Source organism: Bacillus pretiosus, from assembly GCF_051294775.1.
GTDB classification, from domain to species: Bacteria; Bacillota; Bacilli; order Bacillales; family Bacillaceae_G; genus Bacillus_A; species Bacillus_A wiedmannii.
In genome coordinates this window covers 1,233,783-1,258,750 of the sequence record NZ_JBPPHF010000001.1, presented here as the reverse complement: position 1 = coordinate 1,258,750, position 24,968 = coordinate 1,233,783, and the positions used below count along the sequence as shown (strand labels likewise).

Here is a 24,968-nt window from a genome sequence, read left to right as displayed (position 1 = left end):
TAAAAGGAAGTAACATGGGGGGATAGGATTGAATAGATTCATTAGCCCGGTTGATTCTAATATGGTGAAAATTCCAGCAGGAAAAGTAGAATTAAGAGATGATCGAATAAAAAAACAATGGCAAGTTCAAGTTAAACCGTTTCTTCTTGCAAAGTATGTTGTAACAGTGGAATTATATTATGCTATTATGAATCGTGCACTAAATGGTAATGAAAATAGTAACAAACCAGTTGTAAATATTTCATGGAATGATGCCATTATATTTTGTAATTTACTTTCAAAAAAAAGCGGGATTAAAAGAATGTTATTCTATTAATGATGGTGGTCAAATTGTTAGTTGTAATTTAGATTCAAATGGGTACCGATTACCTTTTGAAGCAGAGTGGCAATATGCGTGTAAGGCAGGAACTACCGGATACATATATGGAGAACTGAAAGAGATTGCTTGGTACAATGAAAATTCTAGTGGACATATTCATGAGGTCGGAAAAAAAGAACCGAATGCATGGGGACTTTACGATATGTTAGGAAACGTTTGGGAATGGTGCTATGATTTATATGATGAACAAGTGTACGGATCATACCGAATTTTCCGCGGCGGTAGCTGGGCTGAAGCAGCTAGAGGTTGCGGTGCGACTTGTCGTCGCCGTAGCCATCCTACATTTCATATAGATGACCTTGGATTTAGGCTCGCTAGGTCCATTTAGAAGAATAATAAGACCAAAACAACATAGAAAAGATTTTAATGAAGGAGTGTTTTAAGTGGCACGTGTTTTATTCATTAATACTGGATCAGAAGGACATATAAATCCTACATTGCAAGTTGTAGAAGAATTAGTCTCACGCGGGGAAGAGGTAGTTTATTTTTCAATAGAATCTTTTAGAGAGCGTATTGAGAAGACGGGTGCTACTGTACGAACAATTGACGATCAAAAATTTATAAATGCTTTTCTTTCCGGTGGTCGAAATTATTTACCAGAGAGAATAAATGGTCTTTTACATACGGCAGATGTTATTATACCAAATGTTCTTGAACAAATTGAAGGGGAACAGTTTGATTACATCATTCATGATTCAATGTTTGGCTGTGGCCGTTTAATTGCTCAAATTCTAAATCTTCCGGCAATAAATTCTTGTACATCTTTTGCACAGAATGAAAAATCATTTGAACAAATGTTGGATTACTTGTCTAAAAGTATCCCAATGGAAGTTCAGGATAGGATACATAATGATTTTGAAAGATTAACTAAGGGGATTGCGGAAAAATATAATGTTGAAATAAACTCACCATATGAAGTTTTTTGTAATCCAGCGCCACTTACTATTGTGTATACAATAAAAGAGTTCCAACCTTTTGGAGATATGTTTAATGAAACATTTAAATTTGTAGGTCCGTCCATCCCTGCACAAGTAAAAGATGAAGAGTTTGATTTTACTACAATTGAAGAAAAAAGCCCGATTTACATTTCACTAGGCACTGTTTTTAATGAATCGCTTGATTTTTATAAACTTTGTATGAAGGCGTTCGAGAATAGTGATCATACTATTGTTATGTCTATTGGTAATAAAACAAAAATAAGTGATTTAGGTAACATTCCTAAAAACTTCATTGTAAAAAACTATGTACCACAAACTAAACTACTTGCATATACAAAGTTGTTTATTACACATGGCGGAATGAACAGTACACATGAAGGATTAAATAACGGGATTCCACTCATTGTAATTCCGCAAAGTGCAGATCAGCCAGTAATCGCAAAGCAAGTAGAGAAGCTAGGAGCTGGGATTAAGTTATCTATAAATGAATTAACTGTGGAACAACTACGTGAAAGTGTAGAATTTGTATTAAATAATCCATCATATAAAGAAGCTGCATTGAATTTGAAGGAGTCTTTCCGAAAATCTGGTGGCTATAAGAAAGCTGCTGATGAGATTTTTACATTTATAGGTCAGTAATAAATGTAAGATTATACATGAGAAGAGTGTCTATATGAAATGGTATAGATACTCTTCTTTTATATGAAGCGGAGAATTCGTTGTTTTGAAAGGTTAAATATTCTGTTTTATAAATCCGGACCATAGTTTTACGTGTTACTAATGCTTTCATCATTTCTGCACAACTTCTGCACATACTTTGATGATTTTTATGTCATGATATATTCATCAAGTGAAATATTTCACAAGAAATGAAATATATTTTCACTGCGGTGTATGCATAATTAACACATACATCGATACAAAATTGTCTCTTGTTATTCTTTTACATCGAAGCCCACATTACACTACAAAGTATAACAAGAAGGGGACAGGAACATGAATAATCGATTATTAAAACAACTACAAAACATGAAAATGAACAAAAAAAGTCTAGGAGCTGTTGCATTAACAGCTGGAATTATTGGCACGACACTTATTCCTCAAAACGCATACGCGCACGGTTTTGTTGAAAAGCCTAGCAGCCGATCTGCTTTATGTAGTCCAACCTATGGTGCACTAAATGCAAACTGTGGAAGTGTTATGTATGAACCACAAAGTTTGGAAGCTCCAAAAGGGTTCCCGCAAGCTGGCCCAGTTGATGGTCAAATCGCTTCTGCAGGTGGTAAATTTGGTGGTGTTTTAGATCAACAAACAGCTGATCGTTGGTTTAAAAATACAATCACAGGCGGGGAAAATACTTTTACTTGGAAATATACAGCGCCTCACTTAACAAGTAAATGGCATTACTATATTACAAAAAAAGAATGGAACCCAAATAAAGCGCTCACAAGAGCAGATTTAGAACCAATTGGAACTGTACAACATGATGGTTCTGCAGCCTCAAATCATTTAACTCACAAAATCAATGTGCCTACTGATCGTAGTGGATATCATGTGATTTTAGCAGTATGGGATGTAGCTGATACAGTAAATGCATTTTATAATGTAATTGATGTTAATCTTATTAATGATGTGAAACCGGACATAGAAGCTCCAAGTAGTCCAAATGGAATTCAGACACAAAACGTAACAGCGAATAGTATAGAACTAACGTGGAACGCTTCTACGGATAATGTAGGGGTAAAAGGGTATCAAATCTTCCGTAACGGAGAGATGATTGATACAGTACCAGGAACTCATTTTATTGATAAAAAATTACAACCAAGTACAGAATACTCTTATACTGTAAAAGCAATTGACTCAGCTGGAAATGTATCGAAAGAAAGTGCAGCGCTTACAGTAAAAACAACAGTTGAGGCGCCTGATACAGAAATACCAACACAACCAAAAGGATTACATAGTATGGGAACGACAGCGTCAAGTGTGGATCTAATGTGGAGTCCCTCTGACGATAATATTGGTGTAGACCATTACGATATTTATAGAGAAACAGAAGGATTATTGAAAAAAATTGCAACATCCAATACGACTTCTTATATGGATAAAAATTTACTTCCTAATACTACTTATAAATATGTAGTGAAAGCTGTTGATGTAGCTGGAAATGAATCTGTACAGAGTGATATATTCACAATTACTACAAAAACTGAAAGCGCTTCATATGAAGAGTGGAATGCAAAGAAAGCATATGAAAAGGGAGATAGAGTTCTACACGAGGGAAAAGTATATGAAGCTGTCCAGAGTTATCAAGGAAATGGGGATCCAAACTGGATTTATGCCTTATCATTATGGAAAACAGTGTAAGCTTTACCTAGATATGAACTAAGAGATGATGGGCTTTGATGCAAAAGAAAATCTTGAGAATTCACTTTTCTATTTATAAAAAAGGGTAGTATATAAATTCATATACTACCCTTTTTATTATGATAGTACTTTCGTCATAATAACGTGCGGAATACCATCTTCAATAAATACATCAGAAGAAGTTTGATAATCTAATTTTTTATAAAATCCTTCAGCTTGTGTTTGACCGTGTAGTTTTACTTTTGTAGCTTCTTTGTCACGAGCAATTTCTTCTAGCACTTTGATTATTACTTTTCCTAATCCGTATTTACGATAGTCTTTTAAAATACAGATGCGTTCTAATTTTCCTGCACCGTCAACAAATCGTATACGACCTGTACCTACAGGAAGATCGTTATAATAAACTAAAATATGTTTGCATTTCTCACCAATTTTATCGAATGTATCGAATTCATCTTCAAGAGGGACATTTTGTTCTTTTACAAATACTTCTTTTCGAATATGAAAGGCAGTTTCTAAATCTGTAAGTTCTGTTATGATTTTGGAGTGCAAATTGTTCAGCCCTTTCTAGAGTGATGTTCTTTTGTTTTCATAGTATATCATACTTCAACATTATTTTATTTTTTGTGCTTGAACAATAAAAAAGATGGAAGTTAAATTTTTCATAAAATAAATGATTTTGAGTTTTTGACGTCCAAAAGAATATATTATGAACTAACGCCTGCAATCAATATGGAAAATAAGAAATAATGTCATTATTAATAACTACATTATTTCTTATTTTCCTTTCTAATTTCATTATTCATATTCTGTTAAAAAGCAAAATAAATAAAATTACCCTCAATTTTGTTAGTGGTGTAGTAATGTTACCTGGTATACCTATATTTTGGTTCATTATATATAGCCGTAAAACAACATCTAATGATTTTTACTTTCCGTTAATTGTTACAGTAATTTTTATTATAATGTTTGTAATTCATACAATTAGATTCGTTACCAATGACATGAAAAAAGGATGAGGAAGCACCTCATCCTTTTTAACTACACGGAATAAAGCGGATTTATAATTCCTCTATTCCGTTTTCAGTTCCAATAATCGCCTTGCTAGTCATATTAACAAACAACCCTGTTTCAACTACACCTGTAATCATTTTTAATTGAGTGTGTAAATTGGCTGGATTAGATATGTTATGAGGGAATATACAATCGATAATCATGTTTTTGTTATCGGTAATAAACGTTTCGTTATTTTTTAAACGTAACGTTGTTTGACAACCTAAAGATTGAATTTTCCTTTCGGTTTGTTTCCATGAAAAGGGTATAATTTCAACAGGTACTGGGAAAGTACCTAAATGTGTTACAAGTTTCGATTCGTCAGCAATAATAATTAGTTCTTTGGAGGAAGTGGCAACAATTTTCTCGCGAAGTAATGCGCCACCACCACCTTTTATAAGTTGTAAATTAGCATCAATTTCATCCGCTCCATCAATTGTAAGATCAAGGCTTTGTACGTCGTTTAACGAAATTAGAGAGATATTTAGTTGTTTAGCTAATACTTCCGTTTCTTTTGACGTTGGTACAGCTTGAAATGCTAAGCCTTCTTTTACACGCTCACCTAATTTTTGTATCGTCCAATATACAGTAGAACCTGTGCCAAGTCCAACTTTCATCCCATATTTTACAAAGTTTGCAGCATATTCACCAGCGAGCTGTTTTAAATTCAGCATATTATTCTGCTGGACGTGGGCCTGCATCTAGACCTGAATTTTCCACTGTAAGTATAGGACGAACGACTATATCTTTATGTACGTGCATTTGGCATGATAAACGTAAGTGATCTTCAATTCCTTTTTCCGTAATTGCATTTTTTTCATTAGAACTTGCTTCACAAAACTCACCTGCTATAATTTCTACTCTACAAGTTGTGCAGCGTGCTTTCCCACCGCAGCGATGGAGAATGTGTACACCGTTATCTTCGATCGCTAATACTAACTTTGTGCCTTCTTTTACATCAAAAGTTCCCGCACCTTCAATTGTTAATTTTGGCAAATTTGTTCCTCCTCACGTAAAATTGTACATAACATATTTATGACCGCGAATTATTGAACATAAACATAATTTTTTTATATGCCCCGTAACTTTTTTATTTGTTTAATCGTTAATTAAGTAAGCGCTGAAAAGGAGTGGTTATTTTGTGCACAAAAGTAACTCATATTTTAAAGAATCATATCGATATGAATTATTCAAATATAAACTTTTTAATTGAGCAATATGGAGAATTGAAAAGGTACTGTACATTTTTAACGAAAAACAAATGGGACGGCGAAGATCTAGCTCAAGAAACAGTTTGTAAAGTTCTTCAAAAATATAGTAATAAAGATATTTGTATGACGCTTGTATATAAAATAGCTAGAAATCGCTGGATAGACCAGATGAAATCAAAATCAGTCCATGAAAAAATAAAGGAACAAATTATTTTTGATGCCCCACAAGAGAACATTGCAGATTTGCATGAAATGGTAGGGAAAGTATTATCGTCATTAAATGTACAACAATCCACAATTTTATTATTAAAAGATGTTTTTCAATATAGTATCGCTGATATTGCTAAAGTATGTTCCGTATCAGAAGGTGCAGTAAAAGCCTCTTTATTTCGGAGTAGAAATAGGCTGAAAACTGTAAGCGAAGAAGGGATAGAGATTGTCGAATTCACAGATGATATTGAAGTTGTAGTAACGTCTATTCGTGAGGAGAGACCAGAATTATTAACGAAACTCCTTCCGACAATAGATTTTACTAAGTTACCATCTATACAGCCAGTCTTATTGTTTTATGCGAAAAACCCTTCTTCCTACAGTTGTATGCTTTGCGTTGCATAACAATTATTGGAGGGATTTAAAATGAATGCAATTCCATATGTAGTAGAACAAACGAAATTAGGAGAACGTTCCTATGATATATATTCAAGGTTATTAAAAGATCGTATTATTATTATCGGTTCAGAAATAAATGATCAAGTAGCGAGTAGTGTCGTAGCTCAATTATTATTTTTAGAAGCGGAAGATGCAGAGAAAGATATATATTTATACATCAATAGCCCAGGTGGTTCAACAACAGCGGGTTTTGCCATATTAGATACGATGAATCTCATTAAACCAGATGTACAAACGCTATGCATGGGATTTGCAGCATCATTTGGTGCATTGTTATTATTATCAGGTGCAAAAGGAAAACGGTTTGCGCTCCCTAACAGTGAAATTATGATTCATCAGCCACTTGGTGGTGCGCAAGGCCAGGCAACAGAAATTGAAATAACAGCGAAAAGAATACTAAAGTTAAAGCGTGATATTAATAAAATGATTGCAGAAAAAACGGGGCAATCGATTGAAAGAGTAGCACATGATACAGAAAGAGATTATTTTATGACTGCTGAAGAAGCGAAAGAATATGGGATTGTAGATGATGTTGTTACGAAAAAATAAGATAAAACAGGCTAGAGGAATAGCATATCCTCTAGCCTGTTTTATTAATCTTTTACCCATTCATCAACTAGCGCTTGATTCTTTTCAATCCATTTGCGCGCCGCTTCTTCAGGGTCTTTCGTTTTATTTAACATGACCATTAATGTACCAAGTTGTTCATCGTTCATTTTCCATTTGTCAAAGTATTTCACGATATCTGGATAATCTTTTTCGAAACCTTTACGAACAGAGTAATAAATATCATCTTTTTCACCATATACTTTCTTAGGGTCTTTTAAATATTTTAAGTCAAATTCTGAAAAGCCCCAATGCGGATTCCAAAGCGTAACAGCGATTGGTTTCTTTTTCGTATATGCTTTCTTTAATTCACTCATCATCGCAGCTTCAGAAGATTGGACAAGTTTTAGTTTAATATCATATTCCTTCATCGCTTTATTTGTTAAATTCATAAGACTACTACCGGGTTCGATACCGACAATTTTGTTATCTAGTTCATCTTTATGAGCATTTAAATCCTCAATACTGTTAATGTTTTTCATATAAGAAGGGACGACAAGGCCAAGTCCAGTACCTTCATACCATTTTGATTTTAAGACTATATCATCTTTATAACGAGCATTTAGCGGTTTATCCGTAACAGGTAGCCATACTTCTAAATTAGCATCAACATCACCGCGAGCAACGCCAGTCCAAATTGCAGCTTTTTCTAAGTACATGAGCTCAACTTTGTAACCTTTTTGTTCTAATAAAACTTTCCACATGTTTGCCGTTGCAATGTTTTCTTTCCAACTTGTTACACCAAGTTTAATTTTTCCTTTCGAATTTGCATTTGTTGCATTACATGAAGAGAATATCATAGTAATAAATAATGCAAGGCATATAAGCCATATTTTCTTTTTCATCGAAACCCTCCTAAGAAATGTTTGCCTTTTTAAATAAATGTATAAGTAAGCATTCTTATTATGAACGGAAACGCGAATTTTAAAGAAATCTTATGAATGTCATTTTTATGTAATATTTCTTTGTAAAATCGCAACACTATATGAATAGATGGGTAGAAAAGGAGTAGTGACATGGATAATACAAAGGTGCGTGTTGAAAACGTAACAAAAGTATTTGGGAAACACCCGCAAAGAGCGCTGTCTTTATTAAAAGAAGGAAAAAGCAAATCGGAAATTTTGAAAGAGACAGGAATGAACGTTGGTGTAAAAAAGGCAACCTTTGAAGTATATACTGGAGAGATTTTCGTTATTATGGGTTTGTCTGGTAGCGGGAAATCTACGTTAGTTCGGATGTTAAACCAATTAATTAAACCAACAGCGGGGCATATATACATAGATGGTGAAGATACCGCAACGATGGGAAAAGAAGAGTTGCGAAGAGTGAGAAGAACGAAGATGAGTATGGTGTTTCAAAAGTTCGCTTTATTTCCACATCGTACAGTGATACAAAATGTTGCGTACGGGTTAGAAATTCAAGGAGTTCCAGTAGAGGAACGAGAGAATAAAGCGTTAGAATCGCTACAGTTAGTAGGACTTGATCATCATAAAGATAATTATCCAAGTCAACTTAGTGGCGGTATGCAGCAACGTGTTGGAATCGCAAGGGCATTAACAAATAATCCAGATGTATTGTTAATGGATGAGTCATTTAGTGCATTAGACCCACTGATTCGAAAAGAAATGCAAGATGAGCTGTTAGAATTACAAGATAAAATGGAGAAAACAATTATTTTTATTACACATGATTTAGATGAAGCTCTTCGAATTGGAGATCGTATCGCATTAATGAAAGATGGAGAGATTGTCCAAATTGGAACACCGGAAGAAATTATGATGAGTCCTGCCAATGAATTTGTAGAGAAATTCGTAGCGGATGTAAATTTAGGAAAAGTAATCACGGCAGAATCTATATTAAAACGACCGGAGACTTTATTAATTGATCGTGGACCGCGTGTAGCACTTCAAATTATGAGGAACGCTGGCGTTTCTACTGTGTATGTTGTTAACAAAAAGTATGAGTTTTTAGGGATATTAACGGCAGATGATGCGAGTAAAGCCGTTCAAAAACAGTGGCCAATTGCTGATTTATTACTTACCGATATCCCGCATGTGTATTTAGATACTTTACTTGAAGAAACGTATGCGAAAATGGCGGAGATGAAATATCCGTTACCAGTAATTGATGAGAAGAAAAGGCTTAGAGGAATTATTAAACGCGAAAGTGTCATTCAAGCTCTTGCAGGTAATATTGAGGAAGAGGTGAAAGACGATGAGTAGTATACCACGTATTCCATTAGGGGAATGGGTCGATTCATTTGTTGCAAGTTTATATGAGCACCTTGAAGGCTTATTCCGAGGATTCTCTTATATTATCGGTGGATTCGTTGATTTACTCACTAATTTTTTAACAATAATACCGGCCATATTGATGATTATTATCCTTTGTTTCCTCATTTGGTACACAACGAGAAAGGTATCTTTAATTATTTTTACACTGATCGGTTTATTATTTATTTTAAATATTAACTACTGGGCACAGACGATGCAAACATTAGCACTTGTACTTACGTCTGTTATTATTTCAATTATTGTAGGAATCCCAATCGGAATTTTAGCTTCTCAAAATGAACGATTCTCAAAATTTTTAAAACCGACATTAGACTTTATGCAAACAATGCCGGCTTTCGTATATCTTATTCCTGCAATTACATTTTTCGGAGTAGGTGTAGTGCCTGGGATTATCGCATCCGTAATCTTTGCAATGCCACCGACAATTCGTTTTACTGACTTAGGAATTAGACAAGTTCCAGAAGATTTAATTGAAGCAGCGAATGCATTTGGCTCTACCGCATCACAAAAATTATTTAAAGTACAATTACCACTCGCAACTGGAACAATCATGGCTGGTGTGAACCAAAGTATAATGCTTTCTTTATCGATGGTAGTAACAGCATCTCTTGTAGGAGCGCCAGGTCTTGGAGTTGATGTATACCGTTCTGTAACACAAGTTAATATTGGAATGGGATTCGAAGCCGGACTAGCTATTGTTGTCATTGCGATTATATTAGACCGCATTACACAAGGATTTCATCAAAAAAGAAGATAAAAGGAAAACACACTTTATTATACAAAGTGTGTTTTTTGTTCAAAAAATTACATACGAACGATAACAGAACCGCCAGCTGGTGTGCAAACTTGGTTTTGTTGTTGTTCCATTGATTTAATTAATTGATTATTTTCGTCGATTAATGAGATTAGTTTCGCTAATTGACTTTCAAGACTTGCAATACGCTGCATCATATATTGTGAATCTTGATGCAATGTATTCCTTACGGGATGGGGGGAATATACATATTGTTGATTTATATTTGGATTCCAACGAGGATGCATTTGAATCGTTCCTCCTTAAATGACTTACTGATATTTCTTATAGTAAATGCCTATATATATTTAATGGTTACTTGAAATTTTTCATTATAAAAGGAGTATGTACAGAAAATGGAAAATATTATATGTGAAGTTATAGTGCATTTTTTGGAAATATTCAAGTGAGATAGTGAATATATTAATACATTCAAGTAAATGTATGTTATTTAGGGAGAAATGATGGGAGGAGATGCAATTTTGGCTAAAAATAATAAAAGGAATGATGCCTTGGCAATAGGTGTCGGTATAGGGGTTGTAATCGGTGTATTTCAAGGCTTTTTTACTAATAATTTAGTAATCGGAATTGTGATTGGAATCGTAATTGGGATTGCGTTTTTGAAGAAATAATAAGGTGCAAATTTATTTCAAAAATTGCCGAATTGAAAGAATGAATTTTCGGAATATAAATCCTGTTTTTCCTTTTTTTATGATAGTATATATGGAAAGGTTGGTGATGGAAATGCATACAACAAATAATAGACAATATTCATGGGTTGGAAATACAGTAATGTGTTTAGGAGAAATTTCAGTTAAACAATATGGTGACGTTGTACTTGGAAAATACGGCGGGAATATAAGCGCCGGAGCAAAAAAGAACGAAGATGGTGCGTTAGTTTGGTCAAATGGTGATTGGGAATTTGCAGCTATTTTAGATGGACATAATAGTGCGGAAAGTGTTGATTTAGTAGTAAATACAATCCAAAAAGAATATGAAAATATAAAAGTAATGATGAATGAATCGATTGATACAGTATTTCGATCTGTTGAAAATCATCTACTTACAATCTTTCAATCCCTCTCATTTAAAGAAAAGTGCAAAAGAGTAAAAGGGGAAACAGCGTGCTTAATATGTGTAAGAAAAGAAAACTACATATGGTGGTTATCTATTGGTGATTGTTTAGTTTATGTATTTCATGAAGAGTTACATAAGTTAGGACAATATGCATTAAATCAACGTCATTTTTACGAATGGATTGGAAATGTAAATACCTTTGATTTATCTGTACCTTGCTACTCAACAGGAATTCGTGAATTACGTACTGGAAAAAATCGAATTGTAATGGTTACAGATGGGGTATTAGAATGCGGGGACCGACACTATGAAACACCATTTAATCTATATAATGATACGAATAGAACTAATGTAGAACTTGAAGAAAGTGTTCATCATGTATTAGAGTACGTTCATCATCAATTCGGACGAGATAGTGCGACAATTATTAGTTGGGATGTTGAAAATAAAAGAAATACTACGTATCCGAGTGATCAGCCGGATAAAAGATAAAGGAGGAGACATCACTGCTTTTAGCTAAAGGGATTTTATTAGTATTATGGATCATATTCTTAGTTTTTTTGGAAAAAGTAGTGAGAAAAAAATTAAATATACCGAAACAAACTGACTGGAATAGTAAATATGTAAACAACGCTCATAAATGGGGCACTAGGGCTCTTATCATTTCTTATATAATTGTTACGATGATATGTGCCACTTTCAATCCTATTTATATTAGTAATTTACCCATATTATTTTTAATAACTTTATACTGCTTTCAATCATATATGGAGTGGAAATATAATAAAGAATCGAGGGAATATGTCATTTCTTTAGGAACAGTTCCATTATTAATAATAACAGGAATTATGATTAATCTTTTTTTTTATAACTATTGGATTTAATCATATGTGGAATGAATGGGGAGACAAATGAAAAATCCTAAATTACGTGCTGAAATAATGATTTTAAATGTAGATCATTCTAAAGTGCTTGTTCAATGTGATGAGAATGAATCATTTTACCGTTTTCCAGGAGGTTCTATTGAATTTGGCGAGATGGCACAAGAATCAATAATGCGGGAGTTGATGGAAGAATATGATTTGAAAGTTGATGTTCAAAAGTTAGCAATTGTAAGTGAGCATATTTTTGAGTGGAAGAATGAAAAAGGACATCACTGTACATTGCTACATTGGGGAACTGTTGAAGAGATAATTACCAATGAAATAAGACATAAAGAACATGCGGATATTATATTAATATGGAAAAGTATAGAAGAATTAAAAACGAAGCCAACATACCCTGAAGGGATTGTAAGTTATTTAGAAAAGGATAACCATAATATAGTCCACTTTATTTCTAAAAATAAATAAAGTAATAGGAGGTGGAGTAATGGGAACTTCTACTTTTTGGATTATAAGTATTATTTTTTGTATAGTTGTTTATTTTTTGGATAAGTATTTAAGAAAAAAATTGAATATGCCAAAGAGTGGTTTTTGGGGATATAAAAAACATGTAAATAGTTTACACAAAAAATTAGAAATAGGACTAATGTTTATTTATTTAATAACTAGTTTTATTTTTATCGTTAAATTCGAAAACGTTAATATTGCTTATGTCATTTTCACTTATTTAGGGGGAACGTTGATATTAAGAGCATTGATGGAATGGAAATTTGATAGAGAATCGAAAGAATACATCCTTTCTACAATCGGTTTACTTGCATTTGTAGTTATGATTTCATTGCTACTTTACTTCGATCCAATTTCAGCGTAAAAGTAAGTCTATAGATATAAAACGAGAGGATGAAATGGTTTGGGGTTAAATAACATATTAGAACAAATTCGAGTGAAGTCTGTAGAGCAATCACTACTAATAGGTATTGATGGTTGTGGTGGTGCAGGAAAAAGTACGTTAGCTAATAAAATAAAAAGTAAGTTTTCAACTGTAACGATTGTTCATATGGATGATTTTTATTTACCATCCTCACAAATTATAAATGAACATCCTACGAATAAATCGATTGGTGCAGATTTTGATTGGAAACGCCTTTTACAAGAAGTTTTAGATCCGATTAGTAATGGCATTGAAGGATGTTATAAACGTTACGATTGGGAAACGGATTCTTTAGCAGAATCTCATACTGTCCCTGCAAACGGGATTGTAATTATAGAAGGTGTATATGCAACACGTCAGGAGCTGGCGGGAATGTATGATTTGAAAATATGGGTGAATTGTCCTCGTGAAACACGTATAAAAAGAGGGATTGCTAGAGATGGGGAAACAGCACGTGATATGTGGGAAAACAATTGGATGGTTGCTGAAGATATGTATGTAGAAAGTCATAAACCACATGAATTTGCAGATTTTATAATTGATGGTACAAATCAAGAGTTAACTAATAAATAAGAAACCATTGAGTAGTAAATGGTTTCTTATTTAAATTCATCATTTATTTTGGCTAATATGGATGTAACGAAATTTGTTTTATCCTCAGCATATTTATGTTTATCATTAGGATTAGCTTGTGAAAGTTGAATCTTTAACTGTTCATACTGAATACGAGAAGTTTTATTGTCTATTAAGTAATCTCTGAATTGTAATTGTTCTATTAAATATGTATTCCTTTGTTCATACATATGAATTTGATGAGTTCTTGGCTCTCCTTTATTAAAATAATATCGTTCAGGCAATACATCTTTTCTGTATTTATAGTTTAGCAGTTCTAACTTTTTAATACATGTTAAACCGTCCGTATAATCTTCTAATTCGATTGCAATATCAATAATTGGCTTTGCACTTAAATGTGGAATAGAGGTACTACCAATATGGTGTATTGCTAAAATATGTTCGCCAATTTGTTCCTCAATGAATTGTTTCTCTTTCATAAATTCAATTTGCCATTCTTCAGTCCACGGAACTAAAAACACTTTTCCATACGGTAAACCTAACATTTAATTAGCACCTCTTTCAAAATGTTTATCAAAAAAGTTAACTACATTTTCTTAAAGGTTCTCAATACAAGGTATTCCCACAATCTCCAAGGAAGAATCCTCTTCGCAAAGATCATAAATTTTACACCTTTTCCAATCGGATATCGTAAATTCGTACGCTTAGATTCAGCGATTTCTATAATTTTATTAGCAACTTCTATCGGATTACCAAATGTATCACTGCCGCTATTAATATGTTTTTGTATTTTACCCATATATTCTTTGTAAGGAGAAGATGTATCAGATTGGTTTGTAGCTAGTTGTTTACCAACTTCCCATATATTCGTGTTATAAGAACCAGGTTCAATTAAAGCAACATCTATTCCGAAAGGCTTTACTTCTAAACGAAGGGATTCACTCCAGCCTTCTAATGCATATTTTGAAGAAACGTAAGGAGATAGACCAGGGAATCCGACTTGGCCACTAATACTACTTATATTTATGATTTTCCCACTTTTTTGTTCTCTCATATAAGGTAATACAAGTTGAGTAATTGATATAGCTCCAAAAAGGTTTGTTTCAAATTGTTTACGGTATTCCTCTACTGGAATTTCTTCTACAAAGCCCCCATGTGCATATCCTGCATTATTAATGAGAAGATCTACACTATTTATTTCTTTTAAAAATAATTGAAAGTTATGTATAGAGTTTTGATTGGTTACATCTAATGGTTGAATTTTGATGTTTTGTTGTAAGTTCAGTTTAGTAGCTTGAGATATTAAATCTTCTTGTTTATTAAGGTTTCGCATTGTAGCTATGACTAAATAGTCTTTTTTCGCAAGCTCAAGTGTTGTTAAAAGACCGAAACCACTTGAAGCCCCGGTTATAACTGCGATTTTTTTATCCATTTTCCGCCAGCTTTCTTTTTCTTTTATCATAACGAGTTATGATAAGAAAATCTATTATTCTTACATTCGTATTGAGAGCAATACCCGTTAATTCTATATTCTATGGGATTTTTAAAAAAGGGAATTATAAAGACTCAGCGTATATAGAGAAGTGAGTATGAATATGTTAATGAAATGAGGGAAAAAAATGGCCCATGTGAAAGATGTTTTAGCAGATCAATTATTAGCAAATGCAAACGATCCTAGTTGGTATATTCCATTTTCAGATGCAGTGAAAGATCTACCTGAGAGAGAAGCTTTCTGGAAACCGAATGAAGAGAGTAATAGTATAGCTGAAATTGTACAACATTTACTGTATTGGAATTCAACGTGGCAAACTAGGTACAAAGAATCGAATGTGGATGCCGTGCCCGCTATTGGTGATAATAACAAAAGTTTTATGCTTTCAAATAATCAAACCTTCGATGAGTTAAGAGAAAAACTACTAGAGAAACTGTTACAATGGCAAAAGCTTATAAATGAAGAGAAGGTTGAAAGTGATGTAGTTGGATTTCCTGTTTCCGCAAAATGGTGGGAAATATTAGCAAATGTAACAACTCATAACGCTTATCATATTGGTCAAATTATTTACATCCGGAAGTTACAGAAGAGTTTTGATAATGAATAAGATAATCATTCTAACATTAAGTGAACAAAAGTGGACAAAACGAGACATATGTCTCATTTTGTCCACTTTTTTATTATGAAAGAAAAGAGAAAACCTATGAAATCAGGGATTAGAATTTGGCACAGTACTTGCAATATAAAAGATGAACAAGAAAATAGGAGGGCTGAACATGTTAAAAACAACTGAAAGTAAAGGGAATGAAATTACGAAAGAACAAGCTCGTTGGATGTATGAAAAAATGTTAGAGATTCGTAAGTTTGAAGATAAGGTGCATGAATTATTCGCCCAAGGCGTTCTGCCAGGTTTCGTTCATTTATACGCAGGTGAAGAAGCGGTAGCAGTTGGTGTATGTGCCCACTTAACGGATCGTGACAGTATTACAAGTACGCATAGAGGACATGGACATTGTATCGCAAAAGGCTGTGATTTAAACGGGATGATGGCTGAACTTTTTGGGAAAGTGACAGGGTTATGTAAAGGTAAAGGCGGTTCCATGCATATTGCCGATTTAAATAAAGGAATGCTTGGTGCAAATGGGATTGTAGGCGGAGGTTTTCCACTTGCTTGCGGCTCAGCATTAACAGCTAAATATAAAGGAACGAAAGATGTGAGTGTTTGCTTCTTCGGTGACGGAGCAAATAATGAAGGGACATTTCACGAAGGGGTTAACTTAGCAGCGATTTGGAAGTTACCAGTTATTTTTATCGCCGAAAATAACGGTTACGGTGAAGCAACGACATTTGAATATGCGTCAAGTTGTGATTCCATTGCAGATCGAGCAAAAGCCTACAATATTCCAGGTATTCAAGTGGATGGAAAAGATTTACTTGCAGTATATAAAGCCGCGGAAGAAGCAGTAGAACGTGCGCGTAATGGTGGTGGTCCAACAATAATTGAATGTATGACATATCGCAATTACGGTCATTTCGAAGGTGAAGCACAAACGTATAAAACTTCAGAAGAAAAAGAAGAACATTTAAATGAAAAAGATGCGATTGTGAATTTCCGTAAGCATTTAATTCATGAAGCGCTATTAACTGAATCTGAACTTGTCGATATGGAAAAGGCAGTAGATGAAGCAGTGCAAAGATCAATTGAATTTAGTGAAAATAGTCCATATCCAGAGGATGAAGAATTATTAAAAGATGTATACGTTTCTTACAAATAAGAGGAGGGTGAAAAATAATGACTAGAACAGTAAGTATGTCAACTGCAATTAATGAAGCGATGAAAATATCAATGCGTCGTGATGAAAATGTAATTTTAATCGGAGAAGATGTTGCAGGCGGTGCACAAGTTGATCACTTGCAAGACGATGAAGCATGGGGCGGTGTGCTTGGTGTTACGAAAGGCCTTGTACAAGAATTTGGTCGAAATCGTATTTTAGATACACCTATTTCAGAAGCGGGTTATATGGGAGCGGCGATGGCAGCTGCTGCAACAGGATTACGTCCGATTGCCGAATTAATGTTTAATGATTTTATCGGTAGTTGTCTTGATCAAGTATTAAACCAAGGCGCAAAGTTCCGCTACATGTTCGGTGGTAAAGCGAAAGTGCCAGTTACAGTACGTACGATGCATGGTGCTGGTTTTAGCGCAGCGGCACAGCATTCACAAAGTTTATATGCGTTATTTACGAGCATTCCAGGTATAAAAGTTGTCGTTCCTTCTACTCCGTATGACGCAAAAGGCTTATTATTAGCAGCAATTGAAGATGACGATCCAGTTATCTTCTTTGAAGATAAAACACTTTACAATATGAAAGGCGAAGTACCAGAAGAATACTATACAATTCCATTAGGGAAAGCAGATATTAAACGTGAAGGTTCTGATGTAACAATCGTCGCAATTGGAAAACAAGTTCATACAGCACTTGCAGCTGCTGAGCAATTATCGAAAAAGGGACTTGAAGTAGAAGTAATTGATCCACGTTCTTTATCACCACTGGATGAAAATACGATTTTAGCATCTGTTGAAAAAACGAATCGCCTAATTGTTATTGACGAAGCAAATCCAAGATGTAGTATCGCAACGGATATTGCAGCAATTGTAGCGGATAAAGGATTCGATTTGTTAGATGCACCTATTAAACGAATTACAGCACCACATACACCAGTTCCGTTCTCACCACCACTTGAAAAGTTATATTTACCAACGCCGGAGAAAGTAATTGAAACTGTATCAGAAATGATCGGAGACCAATCTTTATTACATGTGTAATGAAACGATGAGAAGGGAGAGAGAAACATGGCTGTAGAAGTTGTAATGCCAAAGTTAGGTATGGCGATGAAAGAAGGTATTATTACGAGCTGGAATATTAAAGCAGGCGATAACGTATCAAAAGGTGAACTAATTGCTAGCATTAACTCGGAAAAAATCGAAACTGAAATAGAAGCACCGGCTGATGGAACTGTTCTTGATATAGCTGTAAGTGAAGATGAGGGAGTGCCGCCGGGTACTGTAATTTGCTATATCGGTAAGCCGAACGAAATAGTAGAAGTCTATGAAAATACAAATGTTGTAGAAGAAAAAACACCTAATGCAGAACCTAAAAATATACAACATCCAGAACCATATGCGAAAGAAGTAGCGAAGCAAAGAATCAAAATATCTCCGGTTGCGAAAAAGATTGCAAAAACTGAAAATCTTGATATTAGATCATTAATTGGTACAGGACCTGGAGGAAGAATTACAAAGGTAGATGTTTTAAAGGAACTTGAGGAAAGAGTTGCAATTCCAGAAGTACTTGAACAAGAAGAAAGTAAAGTCATTCCTGTGACTGGTATGAGGAAAGCAATCGCAAACCGTATGCATGCAAGCCTACAAAATAGTGCGCAATTAACATTAACGATGAAAGTAGATGTGACAGATTTAGTAGCTTTACATAAAGACATAGCGGAAGTTGTACAAAAACGATACGATAACAAACTAACCATTACGGATTTCGTTTCTCGCGCTGTTGTATTAGTACTTGCGGAGCATAAAGAAATGAACAGCGCTTATATAGATGATGCAATTCATCAATTTGAACATGTTCATTTAGGCATGGCAGTCGCGTTAGAAAAAGGATTAGTCGTTCCGTCTATTCGCTTTGCTAATAATTTATCTTTAGTAGAGTTATCTAAAGAAATTAAAATTGTGGCACAAAAAGCAAGAGAAGGTAGTTTAAGTAGTGACGATATGCAAGGGACAACCTTTACAATTAGTAATTTAGGTAGCTTTGGGATTGAATATTTCACACCAGTATTAAATACACCTGAAACTGGTATTTTAGGTGTTGGTGCAATTGAACATGTTCCTGTATATAAAGGGAAAAAATTAAGAAAAGGAAGTATGTTACCTTTAAGTTTAACATTCGATCATCGTGTATTAGATGGTGCACCAGCAGCTGCATTTTTACGTACAATTAAACGTTATTTAGAAGAACCTGTAACAATTCTTTTATAAAGAGAAGGTGAGAGAATGAGTAAATTAGTCGTTATTGGAGGCGGACCTGCTGGCTATGTAGCAGCAATTACTGCGGCTCAAAATGGGAAAGATGTCATTCTTATTGATGAAGCTGATCTTGGCGGGACTTGTTTAAATGTTGGTTGCATGCCTACAAAATCATTGTTAGAAAGTGCGGAAGTGCATGACATTGTGAGAAAAGCGAATAATTACGGAGTTACGCTTAACAAAGGAAGTATATCAATTGATTGGAAGCAAATACAGGCGAGGAAATCACAGATCGTAACGCAGCTTGTCCAAGGAATTCAATATTTAATGAAGAAAAATAAAATAAAAGTTATACAAGGTAAAGCGAAATTTGAAACGGATCACCGTGTACGAGTTACACACGGTGATAAAGTAGATGTAGTAGATGGAGCCCAGTTCATTATAGCAACAGGTTCAGAACCGACTGAAGTACCTTTTGCTCCATTTGATGGGCGGTGGATTTTAAATAGTAGCCATGCAATGTCCCTAGAAAATATACCGAAATCATTATTAATCGTTGGCGGTGGTGTAATAGGTTGCGAGTTTGCAAGTATTTATAGTCGTCTTGGAACAAAAGTTACGATTGTTGAAATGGCACCGCAATTATTACCTGGTGAAGATGAAGATATCGCACATATTTTAAGAGATAAACTAGAAAATGATGGCGTAGAAATATTTACAGGAGCTGCTTTAAAAGGATTAAATAATTATAAGAAGCAGGCTTCATTTGAATATGAAGGAAGTATCCAAGTAGTCAATCCGGAAATTGTTCTCGTTTCTGTTGGTCGAAAACCACGTGTACAAAAATTAGATTTAGAAAAAGCAGGTGTTCAATTTTCAAATAAAGGAATTTCTGTGAATGAACATATGCAAACAAATGTATCACATATTTACGCAGCAGGTGATGTGATTGGTGGAATACAACTTGCTCACGTTGCTTTCCATGAAGGAACGACAGCAGCGTTACATATGAGTGGAGAAGATGTGAAAGTTAACTATCATGCAGTACCTCGATGTATATACACATCCCCAGAAATCGCAAGTGTTGGTTTAAACGAAAAAGATGCAAGAGAACAATACGGTGATATTCTTATCGGAGATTTTCCTTTTACAGCGAACGGAAAAGCGCTTATTATTGGAGAACAAACGGGTAAAGTAAAAGTTATCGTGGAACCTAAATATCAAGAAATTGTTGGGATTTCTATTATCGGTCCTCGTGCAACCGAACTAATCGGACAAGGAACTGTAATGATTCATACAGAAGTTACCGCTGATATTATGAGAGATTATATTGCAGCGCATCCAACTTTATCTGAAGCGATTCATGAAGCGTTATTACAAGCTGTAGGGCATGCTGTACATGCTTAAATAGAAAATTAATAAACCACTATTCTCTAAATGAATAAGAGAATAGTGGTTTGAATTTTTACAGGGAAAATTGAATATCTTATTATTTTTTTACGTCAATCGCTGAAGTAATATCGTTCCAATCAGCAGCTAAATTAGCAGTTTTACCGTACCAATCAGCATGTTTGAATACAACACCTTTTCCATAGCCTTGTGTTGAAGTATGCTCCCAAAGTGTCGTTGAATAACTTGCTGAAGGCGATGCTGTACTTACAGAAGAAATTCTGTCATTCCAGCTAGAAGGTAAGTTTTTAAAACCGCTGCTCCAGTAAATATATTGGCCACCTTTATCTTTATGTTCATAAAAATCAGTACTACCAGCACCGCTACCTAAAGGATTAATTTTATTTTTAAGTACTTTTTTATCCTTTTCAATATAAGCATCTAATGTTTCGCGGCTAGTAAAACCGTAAGCTAACCAATCTCCATTTTCATTTTGCTCTGGTAATACCATAGTAATTTGGATATCTTTCTTGTCCTGATCACTTAATTTTGTAAGTGAATTAACATTCTGTTCATCCACTTTTAAATAATCAAAAGACTTAATTGTGTTAGCTTTTTCTTCAGCACTTGCTACTCCAAGTCCTCCAGTGAATGCAAATCCCGCTACTAGTGTACCTGCTACTAATTTCTTCAACATATAACCATCCCTTTTTGTTTAGATTTTGTACAGGTGAAACTTTGTACTAGTAAAATGTATTCTAATTATCAACTATTGTAAATATTCTGAAGTTTTAGAAATAAAAGGCGGAATATTTATAGTTTTGCATTTTTTCTTTAGAAAAAATAGTTATTGGAATGATATAATAAATAGATGTATTGCTTTTGTGGGATGTTAAAATGTTTTAGGGGTGGTGCGATTGAAGAATTTCACTGGAGATTGGTATAAAGAAATGCAAATTATAGAATTTGTAAGTTTTATAGAGTCTATAAAAGAATGGTCAGAAATGGATATACAAAGTTTAATAGAGGAAATAAAGGAAAGGAAAACAGATTTATTAAAATTCCTTCCTGAATCCATACACCCATTTATTCATAACACCATAATTAATTCAGAATATCCTTCTAGTGAATTGAAAAAACTTATGAAAGAATGGATAGAGGATTGTGAGAAAAGAAGGGCTCATTTAGATCGATTCTACTTAGAGCAATTCCATTCGATTAAGAAAAAACTCCCAACAAATGTTATTCAGTTACATGATTACTCACTACATGACAGTGTAGTCAAATCAGTAGAGAGATTATCAAAAGATACGCTAATTATTACTTTGGATTGCAGCGGCACGTTCAGTGAATTTGATAAACTGCAAGTAACTTTTATAGGGGTAACGAAATGTTCTATTCCGGAAGATTTTGAAGGTGCATGGTGGTTATGTCATGAAATAGATCTTACGAATGAAGGGTTCGAATTGGGTGTTTTATTCGATTGTCCATTTGAAGAAGTGACGATTTGTGCAAAAGACGTACTGCTTGAGATAAGTAACTAGTAAACTTTATAAATAAAAAAACAGTCTTATATAACTGTTTTTTATTAAGATGCTAAATTATCAAGTTTCCAATATGTATCTTTTAAAGGCGCAGCTTTGCTATCTATGAATAAATACATATTATTTAAATCTTTTGGAGAAGTTTTCATATTAAATTCAATGTCGGTAGTTAAAGAAAAATCAGATGGAACCTTTTTAGCATTTTCATTTTGTATAACTTCACCTTCGTATTTTACACCCGTTTTTTCATCTTTTATGAAATATTTTATTTCTGAAAGATCTATCGTTTGTCCGTCAGTACGAGCATTATTTATAGTAACTCGAGCTGTGAGACGCCACTCTTTGTCTATTTTTTCGAATTTAGCATTTTCAACAGTTGCTCTATAGTATTCATTTTTATATATTTCCCCATAGTGCATTGCATCCTTTTCAAGAGCGCTCTTTTCTTGTTTCGGTGCAGTATTCCCATTACATCCTGCCAGTAGTCCTGTAAATAATAATGCTGTACAAGTTACTTTAATTATAGATTTCATAATAATTCCTTTCTGTGTTGAAAAGTAAAACATAGGAATAATTTTACATGATTAGGAAGGGGAATGGAAGTATATTTATGGAATATACAAATATGCATTTATTTCGTTTTAAGTTAATGGAATAGAAAGAGGGGAAAAACTGAATAAAACGGAGTGAATAAGAATTGAAAATATTGTAAAACGGAAGAGACATGCATATAATTAACATAAGGATGAGATTTCAGAATCTTCAATAACGGCGGTGGGTACATGTTTACTGAAGAGCGTAGAGAGAAAATTTTAGAGTTACTTAAGAAAGATGGAAGGGTAATTGCTAAAGATCTTGCGGAAAGTTTCGATATGTCTATTGATTCTATAAGAAGAGATTTATCTATTATGGAGAAGGATGGCTTGTTAAAAAGAACACATGGAGGTGCAATCGAACTTACTAGAGTAAGGAATTTAACTGCTGAACCATCGAAACGTTATCGTGATAGTTCACTAGGTGAAGAAGCGATTGCGAAAGTTGCTGCATCCTACATACAAGAAGGAGATTCCGTTTTTATTGGCGGGGCTTCTATTCATTATGCCATGTTAAAATACTTACCTGAAATGTCATTTACAGTGATTACGAATGCTTTAGAAATTGCTAGTACCTTACGGGAATATAAGAACATTGATACATACTTAATTGGTGGAAAGGTGAAACCATCAGGGAATATGACAGATACACTTGCCTCTGAAATGATAAGTAGATTATCTATTGATCTTTATTTCTCTACAGGTGGTGGCATTTCATTGAACGGTATAAGTACTGCAACTCCGGAAGTTGCTTATTTTGGAAAAAGAGTAAGTAAAATTGCTAGAAGAAATATTTGTTTAGCTCCTCATAAGAAACTTGGAAGAGACTGCTTTATCAAAGGAGAGTCACTGATAGAAATTGACCTTATAATAACAGATGAAGAAGCTAGTAAAGAAACGATTCAACAATTTGAGAAACAGGGTAAAGAAATTATAATCGCATCAATAGACTGCATTTAAAAGGAGTTTGTAATGATTATAAAAGGACAAGAGTTTCATATAAATGGATTAACTTATACAATTCGTTCAGCAGCTGAACCGGATGCGGAGCAATTATCGAAGATTAGAGTTCAGATTGATGGAGAAACTGAAAATATGGATAGAGAAGCTGGAGAGGGATTTATAAATAAGATAGGTTTTCAAAAAATAATAAAAGCAGATAGTGAAGAGATGAAGAATCTGTTTTTAGTTGCAGAAGTGCACAACCAAATCGTAGGATTTTCAAGATGTGAAGGATCAAATTTGAAGAGATTATCCCATAAGGTAGAATTTGGTGTTTGTATTTTAAGAAAGTTTTGGGGATATAGAATCGGTAAGAGTCTCTTGCAACAATCTATTCAGTGGGCTGATGAAAATGAAGTGAAAAAGATATCATTACAAGTGCTAGAGACAAATGAAAAAGCTATTCAACTTTATAAAAAATTAGGTTTTGAAGTAGAAGGTATTTTGAAAAATGACAAAAAGCTGTCGGATGGGAAGTATTATAATACGGTTGTAATGGGAAGATTCATAAAAGAGGTGTAGTGGGATGTTTTACAGAAGAAAGTACTATATAGTAAAAAATGAATTTGTAGAAATATTTAATGAGCATTTTACTAACACAAACTTACCTAACCAGTTAAAGCATGGTTCCAGGCTAATAGGACGCTGGATGAAAGATAATAATGATGGTACAACAGAAATATTCGCCATATGGGAATATGACAGTTATGAACAGTATAAAGACATTGAATCAAAAATTAGAAGTGACGAGATGCATGTTAAAAGAATACAGGATTGGTATGAAAAACATGGTGGAAGAGAATATGTTTTACAAAAGTACATATTAGAGTTAAAACATGAAGAGTTAATATGTACTGTAAAGTAATAGAGGAGTGAGGGCTAGTGGGAATTAAAACAAAATTATATTTTAGTTTAGCATCCACTACTTTATTTGCAATAGCGTTGATAGTTTTCTTTATAAACGGCAATCCACAAAAGTGGTTTTGGTTATGTATTTTCTTTGCGTCTATTATACAAAATATAGTTTTACTAAAAAAGAATAAAGAAGCGCATTAAGATATTCAAATTATTAACATATTTGTGTCGTCTTTCTAGTTTTATTGAAAACGCTTTTATTCGGTTTTATAATAAAAG

The 24,968-nt window shown here is 33.9% G+C and carries 30 protein-coding genes and 1 pseudogene; 22 read left to right on the top strand and 9 right to left on the bottom strand.

Features of this window, described 5'->3' with window-relative positions:
- Positions 1-61: 61 nt before the first annotated feature.
- The 3 genes and pseudogenes from ACSG5Z_RS06220 to ACSG5Z_RS06210 all read left to right on the top strand — a co-directional run bounded on the left by ACSG5Z_RS06220 (position 62) and on the right by ACSG5Z_RS06210 (position 3,681).
- A pseudogene (locus ACSG5Z_RS06220) lies at positions 62-707 on the top strand (formylglycine-generating enzyme family protein).
- Positions 708-762: 55 nt separating this feature from the next.
- Positions 763-1,956 carry a macrolide family glycosyltransferase gene (locus ACSG5Z_RS06215; protein ID WP_435711033.1) on the top strand — a complete coding sequence of 398 codons (1,194 nt, stop codon included), beginning with the start codon at positions 763-765 and terminating at the stop codon, positions 1,954-1,956.
- A gap of 357 nt (positions 1,957-2,313) precedes the next feature.
- Positions 2,314-3,681: a lytic polysaccharide monooxygenase gene (locus tag ACSG5Z_RS06210; protein ID WP_435711031.1), complete on the top strand. Its 1,368-nt coding sequence runs from the start codon at positions 2,314-2,316 to the stop codon at positions 3,679-3,681.
- 117 nt (positions 3,682-3,798) lie between these two features.
- Here ACSG5Z_RS06210 and ACSG5Z_RS06205 read toward each other — a convergent pair whose 3' ends face one another.
- The 3 genes from ACSG5Z_RS06205 to ACSG5Z_RS06195 all read right to left on the bottom strand — a co-directional run bounded on the left by ACSG5Z_RS06205 (position 3,799) and on the right by ACSG5Z_RS06195 (position 5,730).
- A complete protein-coding gene (locus ACSG5Z_RS06205) occupies positions 3,799-4,233 on the bottom strand; it encodes a GNAT family N-acetyltransferase (RefSeq protein WP_435711029.1) in 435 nt (144 codons plus the stop codon).
- A gap of 509 nt (positions 4,234-4,742) precedes the next feature.
- Complete coding sequence (gene rpiA / locus ACSG5Z_RS06200; RefSeq protein WP_088063930.1) at positions 4,743-5,405, bottom strand: ribose-5-phosphate isomerase RpiA; 663 nt, start codon at positions 5,403-5,405, stop codon at positions 4,743-4,745.
- A gap of 4 nt (positions 5,406-5,409) precedes the next feature.
- A complete protein-coding gene (locus ACSG5Z_RS06195) occupies positions 5,410-5,730 on the bottom strand; it encodes a 2Fe-2S iron-sulfur cluster-binding protein (RefSeq protein ID WP_001125375.1) in 321 nt (106 codons plus the stop codon).
- Positions 5,731-5,873: 143 nt separating this feature from the next.
- Between ACSG5Z_RS06195 and ACSG5Z_RS06190 the strand changes: the two genes are divergently transcribed.
- Entirely contained in the window at positions 5,874-6,560 is a 687-nt protein-coding gene (locus tag ACSG5Z_RS06190; protein WP_435711028.1) for an RNA polymerase subunit sigma-70, read from the top strand.
- A gap of 21 nt (positions 6,561-6,581) precedes the next feature.
- Positions 6,582-7,163 (top strand): ATP-dependent Clp endopeptidase proteolytic subunit ClpP, encoded by a 582-nt coding sequence (gene clpP, locus ACSG5Z_RS06185; RefSeq protein WP_000991621.1) that lies wholly within the window; start codon positions 6,582-6,584, stop codon positions 7,161-7,163.
- Positions 7,164-7,207: 44 nt separating this feature from the next.
- Here clpP and ACSG5Z_RS06180 read toward each other — a convergent pair whose 3' ends face one another.
- Positions 7,208-8,065: a glycine betaine ABC transporter substrate-binding protein gene (locus tag ACSG5Z_RS06180; protein ID WP_048547352.1), complete on the bottom strand. Its 858-nt coding sequence runs from the start codon at positions 8,063-8,065 to the stop codon at positions 7,208-7,210.
- 171 nt (positions 8,066-8,236) lie between these two features.
- On the opposite strand from ACSG5Z_RS06180, the gene ACSG5Z_RS06175 reads away from it, so the two are divergent.
- Positions 8,237-9,442 (top strand): quaternary amine ABC transporter ATP-binding protein, encoded by a 1,206-nt coding sequence (locus ACSG5Z_RS06175; RefSeq protein ID WP_435711026.1) that lies wholly within the window; start codon positions 8,237-8,239, stop codon positions 9,440-9,442.
- Entirely contained in the window at positions 9,435-10,271 is an 837-nt protein-coding gene (locus ACSG5Z_RS06170) for an ABC transporter permease (RefSeq protein WP_000095064.1), read from the top strand. The genes ACSG5Z_RS06175 and ACSG5Z_RS06170 overlap by 8 nt, the downstream gene beginning before the upstream one ends.
- 47 nt (positions 10,272-10,318) lie before the next feature.
- Here the strand turns inward: ACSG5Z_RS06170 and ACSG5Z_RS06165 are convergent, their stop codons facing one another.
- A complete protein-coding gene (locus tag ACSG5Z_RS06165; RefSeq protein WP_137013974.1) occupies positions 10,319-10,555 on the bottom strand; it encodes a hypothetical protein in 237 nt (78 codons plus the stop codon).
- A 216-nt stretch (positions 10,556-10,771) separates the two neighbouring features.
- Here ACSG5Z_RS06165 and ACSG5Z_RS06160 point away from each other — a divergent pair, with 216 nt between their 5' ends.
- The 6 genes from ACSG5Z_RS06160 to ACSG5Z_RS06135 all read left to right on the top strand — a co-directional run bounded on the left by ACSG5Z_RS06160 (position 10,772) and on the right by ACSG5Z_RS06135 (position 13,772).
- Positions 10,772-10,939: a glycine zipper domain-containing protein gene (locus ACSG5Z_RS06160; RefSeq protein WP_048547350.1), complete on the top strand. Its 168-nt coding sequence runs from the start codon at positions 10,772-10,774 to the stop codon at positions 10,937-10,939.
- A 112-nt stretch (positions 10,940-11,051) separates the two neighbouring features.
- Positions 11,052-11,876, top strand: coding sequence for a PP2C family serine/threonine-protein phosphatase (locus tag ACSG5Z_RS06155; protein ID WP_435711024.1), 825 nt, complete (start codon positions 11,052-11,054; stop codon positions 11,874-11,876).
- A 68-nt stretch (positions 11,877-11,944) separates the two neighbouring features.
- Complete coding sequence (locus tag ACSG5Z_RS06150; RefSeq protein ID WP_106101902.1) at positions 11,945-12,268, top strand: DUF4181 domain-containing protein; 324 nt, start codon at positions 11,945-11,947, stop codon at positions 12,266-12,268.
- A gap of 27 nt (positions 12,269-12,295) precedes the next feature.
- A complete protein-coding gene (locus tag ACSG5Z_RS06145) occupies positions 12,296-12,736 on the top strand; it encodes an NUDIX domain-containing protein (protein ID WP_376903721.1) in 441 nt (146 codons plus the stop codon).
- A gap of 19 nt (positions 12,737-12,755) precedes the next feature.
- The gene (locus tag ACSG5Z_RS06140) at positions 12,756-13,139 is read left to right on the top strand and encodes a DUF4181 domain-containing protein (protein WP_435711022.1); all 384 of its coding nucleotides are present in this window, start codon (positions 12,756-12,758) and stop codon (positions 13,137-13,139) included.
- A 39-nt stretch (positions 13,140-13,178) separates the two neighbouring features.
- On the top strand, positions 13,179-13,772 hold the full coding sequence (locus ACSG5Z_RS06135; protein ID WP_106101900.1) for a uridine kinase family protein: 594 nt from the start codon (positions 13,179-13,181) through the stop codon (positions 13,770-13,772).
- Between the two features lie 26 nt (positions 13,773-13,798).
- Here ACSG5Z_RS06135 and ACSG5Z_RS06130 read toward each other — a convergent pair whose 3' ends face one another.
- Together ACSG5Z_RS06130 and ACSG5Z_RS06125 are read right to left on the bottom strand one after the other, a co-directional pair.
- Positions 13,799-14,317, bottom strand: coding sequence for a GrpB family protein (locus ACSG5Z_RS06130; protein ID WP_106101899.1), 519 nt, complete (start codon positions 14,315-14,317; stop codon positions 13,799-13,801).
- 41 nt (positions 14,318-14,358) lie between these two features.
- Positions 14,359-15,204 (bottom strand): oxidoreductase, encoded by an 846-nt coding sequence (locus ACSG5Z_RS06125; protein WP_435711020.1) that lies wholly within the window; start codon positions 15,202-15,204, stop codon positions 14,359-14,361.
- A 187-nt stretch (positions 15,205-15,391) separates the two neighbouring features.
- On the opposite strand from ACSG5Z_RS06125, the gene ACSG5Z_RS06120 reads away from it, so the two are divergent.
- The 5 genes from ACSG5Z_RS06120 (at position 15,392) to lpdA (ending at position 20,713) form a co-directional block, all read left to right on the top strand.
- A complete protein-coding gene (locus tag ACSG5Z_RS06120) occupies positions 15,392-15,871 on the top strand; it encodes a DinB family protein (protein ID WP_060486729.1) in 480 nt (159 codons plus the stop codon).
- 169 nt (positions 15,872-16,040) lie between these two features.
- The gene (acoA, locus tag ACSG5Z_RS06115; RefSeq protein ID WP_046954101.1) at positions 16,041-17,039 is read left to right on the top strand and encodes an acetoin:2,6-dichlorophenolindophenol oxidoreductase subunit alpha; all 999 of its coding nucleotides are present in this window, start codon (positions 16,041-16,043) and stop codon (positions 17,037-17,039) included.
- Between the two features lie 17 nt (positions 17,040-17,056).
- Entirely contained in the window at positions 17,057-18,091 is a 1,035-nt protein-coding gene (gene acoB / locus ACSG5Z_RS06110) for an acetoin:2,6-dichlorophenolindophenol oxidoreductase subunit beta (RefSeq protein WP_088608819.1), read from the top strand.
- A gap of 27 nt (positions 18,092-18,118) precedes the next feature.
- Positions 18,119-19,318, top strand: a complete 1,200-nt coding sequence (locus tag ACSG5Z_RS06105; RefSeq protein WP_262748991.1) for a dihydrolipoamide acetyltransferase family protein — start codon at positions 18,119-18,121, stop codon at positions 19,316-19,318.
- A gap of 15 nt (positions 19,319-19,333) precedes the next feature.
- Positions 19,334-20,713 (top strand): dihydrolipoyl dehydrogenase, encoded by a 1,380-nt coding sequence (gene lpdA, locus ACSG5Z_RS06100; protein WP_435711016.1) that lies wholly within the window; start codon positions 19,334-19,336, stop codon positions 20,711-20,713.
- Positions 20,714-20,795: 82 nt separating this feature from the next.
- Here the strand turns inward: lpdA and ACSG5Z_RS06095 are convergent, their stop codons facing one another.
- Positions 20,796-21,392, bottom strand: coding sequence for a hypothetical protein (locus tag ACSG5Z_RS06095; protein WP_087983884.1), 597 nt, complete (start codon positions 21,390-21,392; stop codon positions 20,796-20,798).
- A gap of 220 nt (positions 21,393-21,612) precedes the next feature.
- On the opposite strand from ACSG5Z_RS06095, the gene ACSG5Z_RS06090 reads away from it, so the two are divergent.
- Entirely contained in the window at positions 21,613-22,239 is a 627-nt protein-coding gene (locus tag ACSG5Z_RS06090) for a DUF4085 family protein (RefSeq protein ID WP_435711014.1), read from the top strand.
- A gap of 44 nt (positions 22,240-22,283) precedes the next feature.
- On the opposite strand, the gene ACSG5Z_RS06085 is transcribed toward ACSG5Z_RS06090, so the two are convergent.
- On the bottom strand, positions 22,284-22,772 hold the full coding sequence (locus ACSG5Z_RS06085; protein WP_137015667.1) for a hypothetical protein: 489 nt from the start codon (positions 22,770-22,772) through the stop codon (positions 22,284-22,286).
- 249 nt (positions 22,773-23,021) lie between these two features.
- Here ACSG5Z_RS06085 and ACSG5Z_RS06080 point away from each other — a divergent pair, with 249 nt between their 5' ends.
- From ACSG5Z_RS06080 to ACSG5Z_RS06070, 3 genes are read left to right on the top strand one after another with little or no spacing between them, the layout of a single operon-like run.
- Complete coding sequence (locus ACSG5Z_RS06080) at positions 23,022-23,792, top strand: DeoR/GlpR family DNA-binding transcription regulator (protein ID WP_087983887.1); 771 nt, start codon at positions 23,022-23,024, stop codon at positions 23,790-23,792.
- A 12-nt stretch (positions 23,793-23,804) separates the two neighbouring features.
- Complete coding sequence (locus ACSG5Z_RS06075; RefSeq protein WP_137015587.1) at positions 23,805-24,356, top strand: GNAT family N-acetyltransferase; 552 nt, start codon at positions 23,805-23,807, stop codon at positions 24,354-24,356.
- Positions 24,357-24,360: 4 nt separating this feature from the next.
- Positions 24,361-24,699 carry an NIPSNAP family protein gene (locus tag ACSG5Z_RS06070; protein WP_088063669.1) on the top strand — a complete coding sequence of 113 codons (339 nt, stop codon included), beginning with the start codon at positions 24,361-24,363 and terminating at the stop codon, positions 24,697-24,699.
- Positions 24,700-24,968: the final 269 nt, after the last annotated feature.

Excerpts from the sequence above, each read along its gene's own strand:
- ACSG5Z_RS06210 (WP_435711031.1), top strand. The coding sequence starts at position 2,314 with ATGAATAATCGATTATTAAAACAACTACAAAACATGAAAATGAACAAA.
- clpP (WP_000991621.1), top strand. The coding sequence starts at position 6,582 with ATGAATGCAATTCCATATGTAGTAGAACAAACGAAATTAGGAGAACGT.
- ACSG5Z_RS06180 (WP_048547352.1), bottom strand. The coding sequence starts at position 8,065 with ATGAAAAAGAAAATATGGCTTATATGCCTTGCATTATTTATTACTATG.
- ACSG5Z_RS06175 (WP_435711026.1), top strand. The coding sequence starts at position 8,237 with ATGGATAATACAAAGGTGCGTGTTGAAAACGTAACAAAAGTATTTGGG.
- ACSG5Z_RS06170 (WP_000095064.1), top strand. The coding sequence starts at position 9,435 with ATGAGTAGTATACCACGTATTCCATTAGGGGAATGGGTCGATTCATTT.
- ACSG5Z_RS06165 (WP_137013974.1), bottom strand. The coding sequence starts at position 10,555 with ATGCATCCTCGTTGGAATCCAAATATAAATCAACAATATGTATATTCC.
- ACSG5Z_RS06160 (WP_048547350.1), top strand. The coding sequence starts at position 10,772 with ATGGGAGGAGATGCAATTTTGGCTAAAAATAATAAAAGGAATGATGCC.
- ACSG5Z_RS06155 (WP_435711024.1), top strand. The coding sequence starts at position 11,052 with ATGCATACAACAAATAATAGACAATATTCATGGGTTGGAAATACAGTA.
- ACSG5Z_RS06145 (WP_376903721.1), top strand. The coding sequence starts at position 12,296 with ATGAAAAATCCTAAATTACGTGCTGAAATAATGATTTTAAATGTAGAT.
- ACSG5Z_RS06140 (WP_435711022.1), top strand. The coding sequence starts at position 12,756 with ATGGGAACTTCTACTTTTTGGATTATAAGTATTATTTTTTGTATAGTT.
- ACSG5Z_RS06130 (WP_106101899.1), bottom strand. The coding sequence starts at position 14,317 with ATGTTAGGTTTACCGTATGGAAAAGTGTTTTTAGTTCCGTGGACTGAA.
- ACSG5Z_RS06125 (WP_435711020.1), bottom strand. The coding sequence starts at position 15,204 with ATGGATAAAAAAATCGCAGTTATAACCGGGGCTTCAAGTGGTTTCGGT.
- ACSG5Z_RS06120 (WP_060486729.1), top strand. The coding sequence starts at position 15,392 with ATGGCCCATGTGAAAGATGTTTTAGCAGATCAATTATTAGCAAATGCA.
- acoA (WP_046954101.1), top strand. The coding sequence starts at position 16,041 with ATGTTAAAAACAACTGAAAGTAAAGGGAATGAAATTACGAAAGAACAA.
- acoB (WP_088608819.1), top strand. The coding sequence starts at position 17,057 with ATGACTAGAACAGTAAGTATGTCAACTGCAATTAATGAAGCGATGAAA.
- ACSG5Z_RS06105 (WP_262748991.1), top strand. The coding sequence starts at position 18,119 with ATGGCTGTAGAAGTTGTAATGCCAAAGTTAGGTATGGCGATGAAAGAA.
- lpdA (WP_435711016.1), top strand. The coding sequence starts at position 19,334 with ATGAGTAAATTAGTCGTTATTGGAGGCGGACCTGCTGGCTATGTAGCA.
- ACSG5Z_RS06095 (WP_087983884.1), bottom strand. The coding sequence starts at position 21,392 with ATGTTGAAGAAATTAGTAGCAGGTACACTAGTAGCGGGATTTGCATTC.
- ACSG5Z_RS06085 (WP_137015667.1), bottom strand. The coding sequence starts at position 22,772 with ATGAAATCTATAATTAAAGTAACTTGTACAGCATTATTATTTACAGGA.
- ACSG5Z_RS06080 (WP_087983887.1), top strand. The coding sequence starts at position 23,022 with ATGTTTACTGAAGAGCGTAGAGAGAAAATTTTAGAGTTACTTAAGAAA.
- ACSG5Z_RS06075 (WP_137015587.1), top strand. The coding sequence starts at position 23,805 with ATGATTATAAAAGGACAAGAGTTTCATATAAATGGATTAACTTATACA.
- ACSG5Z_RS06070 (WP_088063669.1), top strand. The coding sequence starts at position 24,361 with ATGTTTTACAGAAGAAAGTACTATATAGTAAAAAATGAATTTGTAGAA.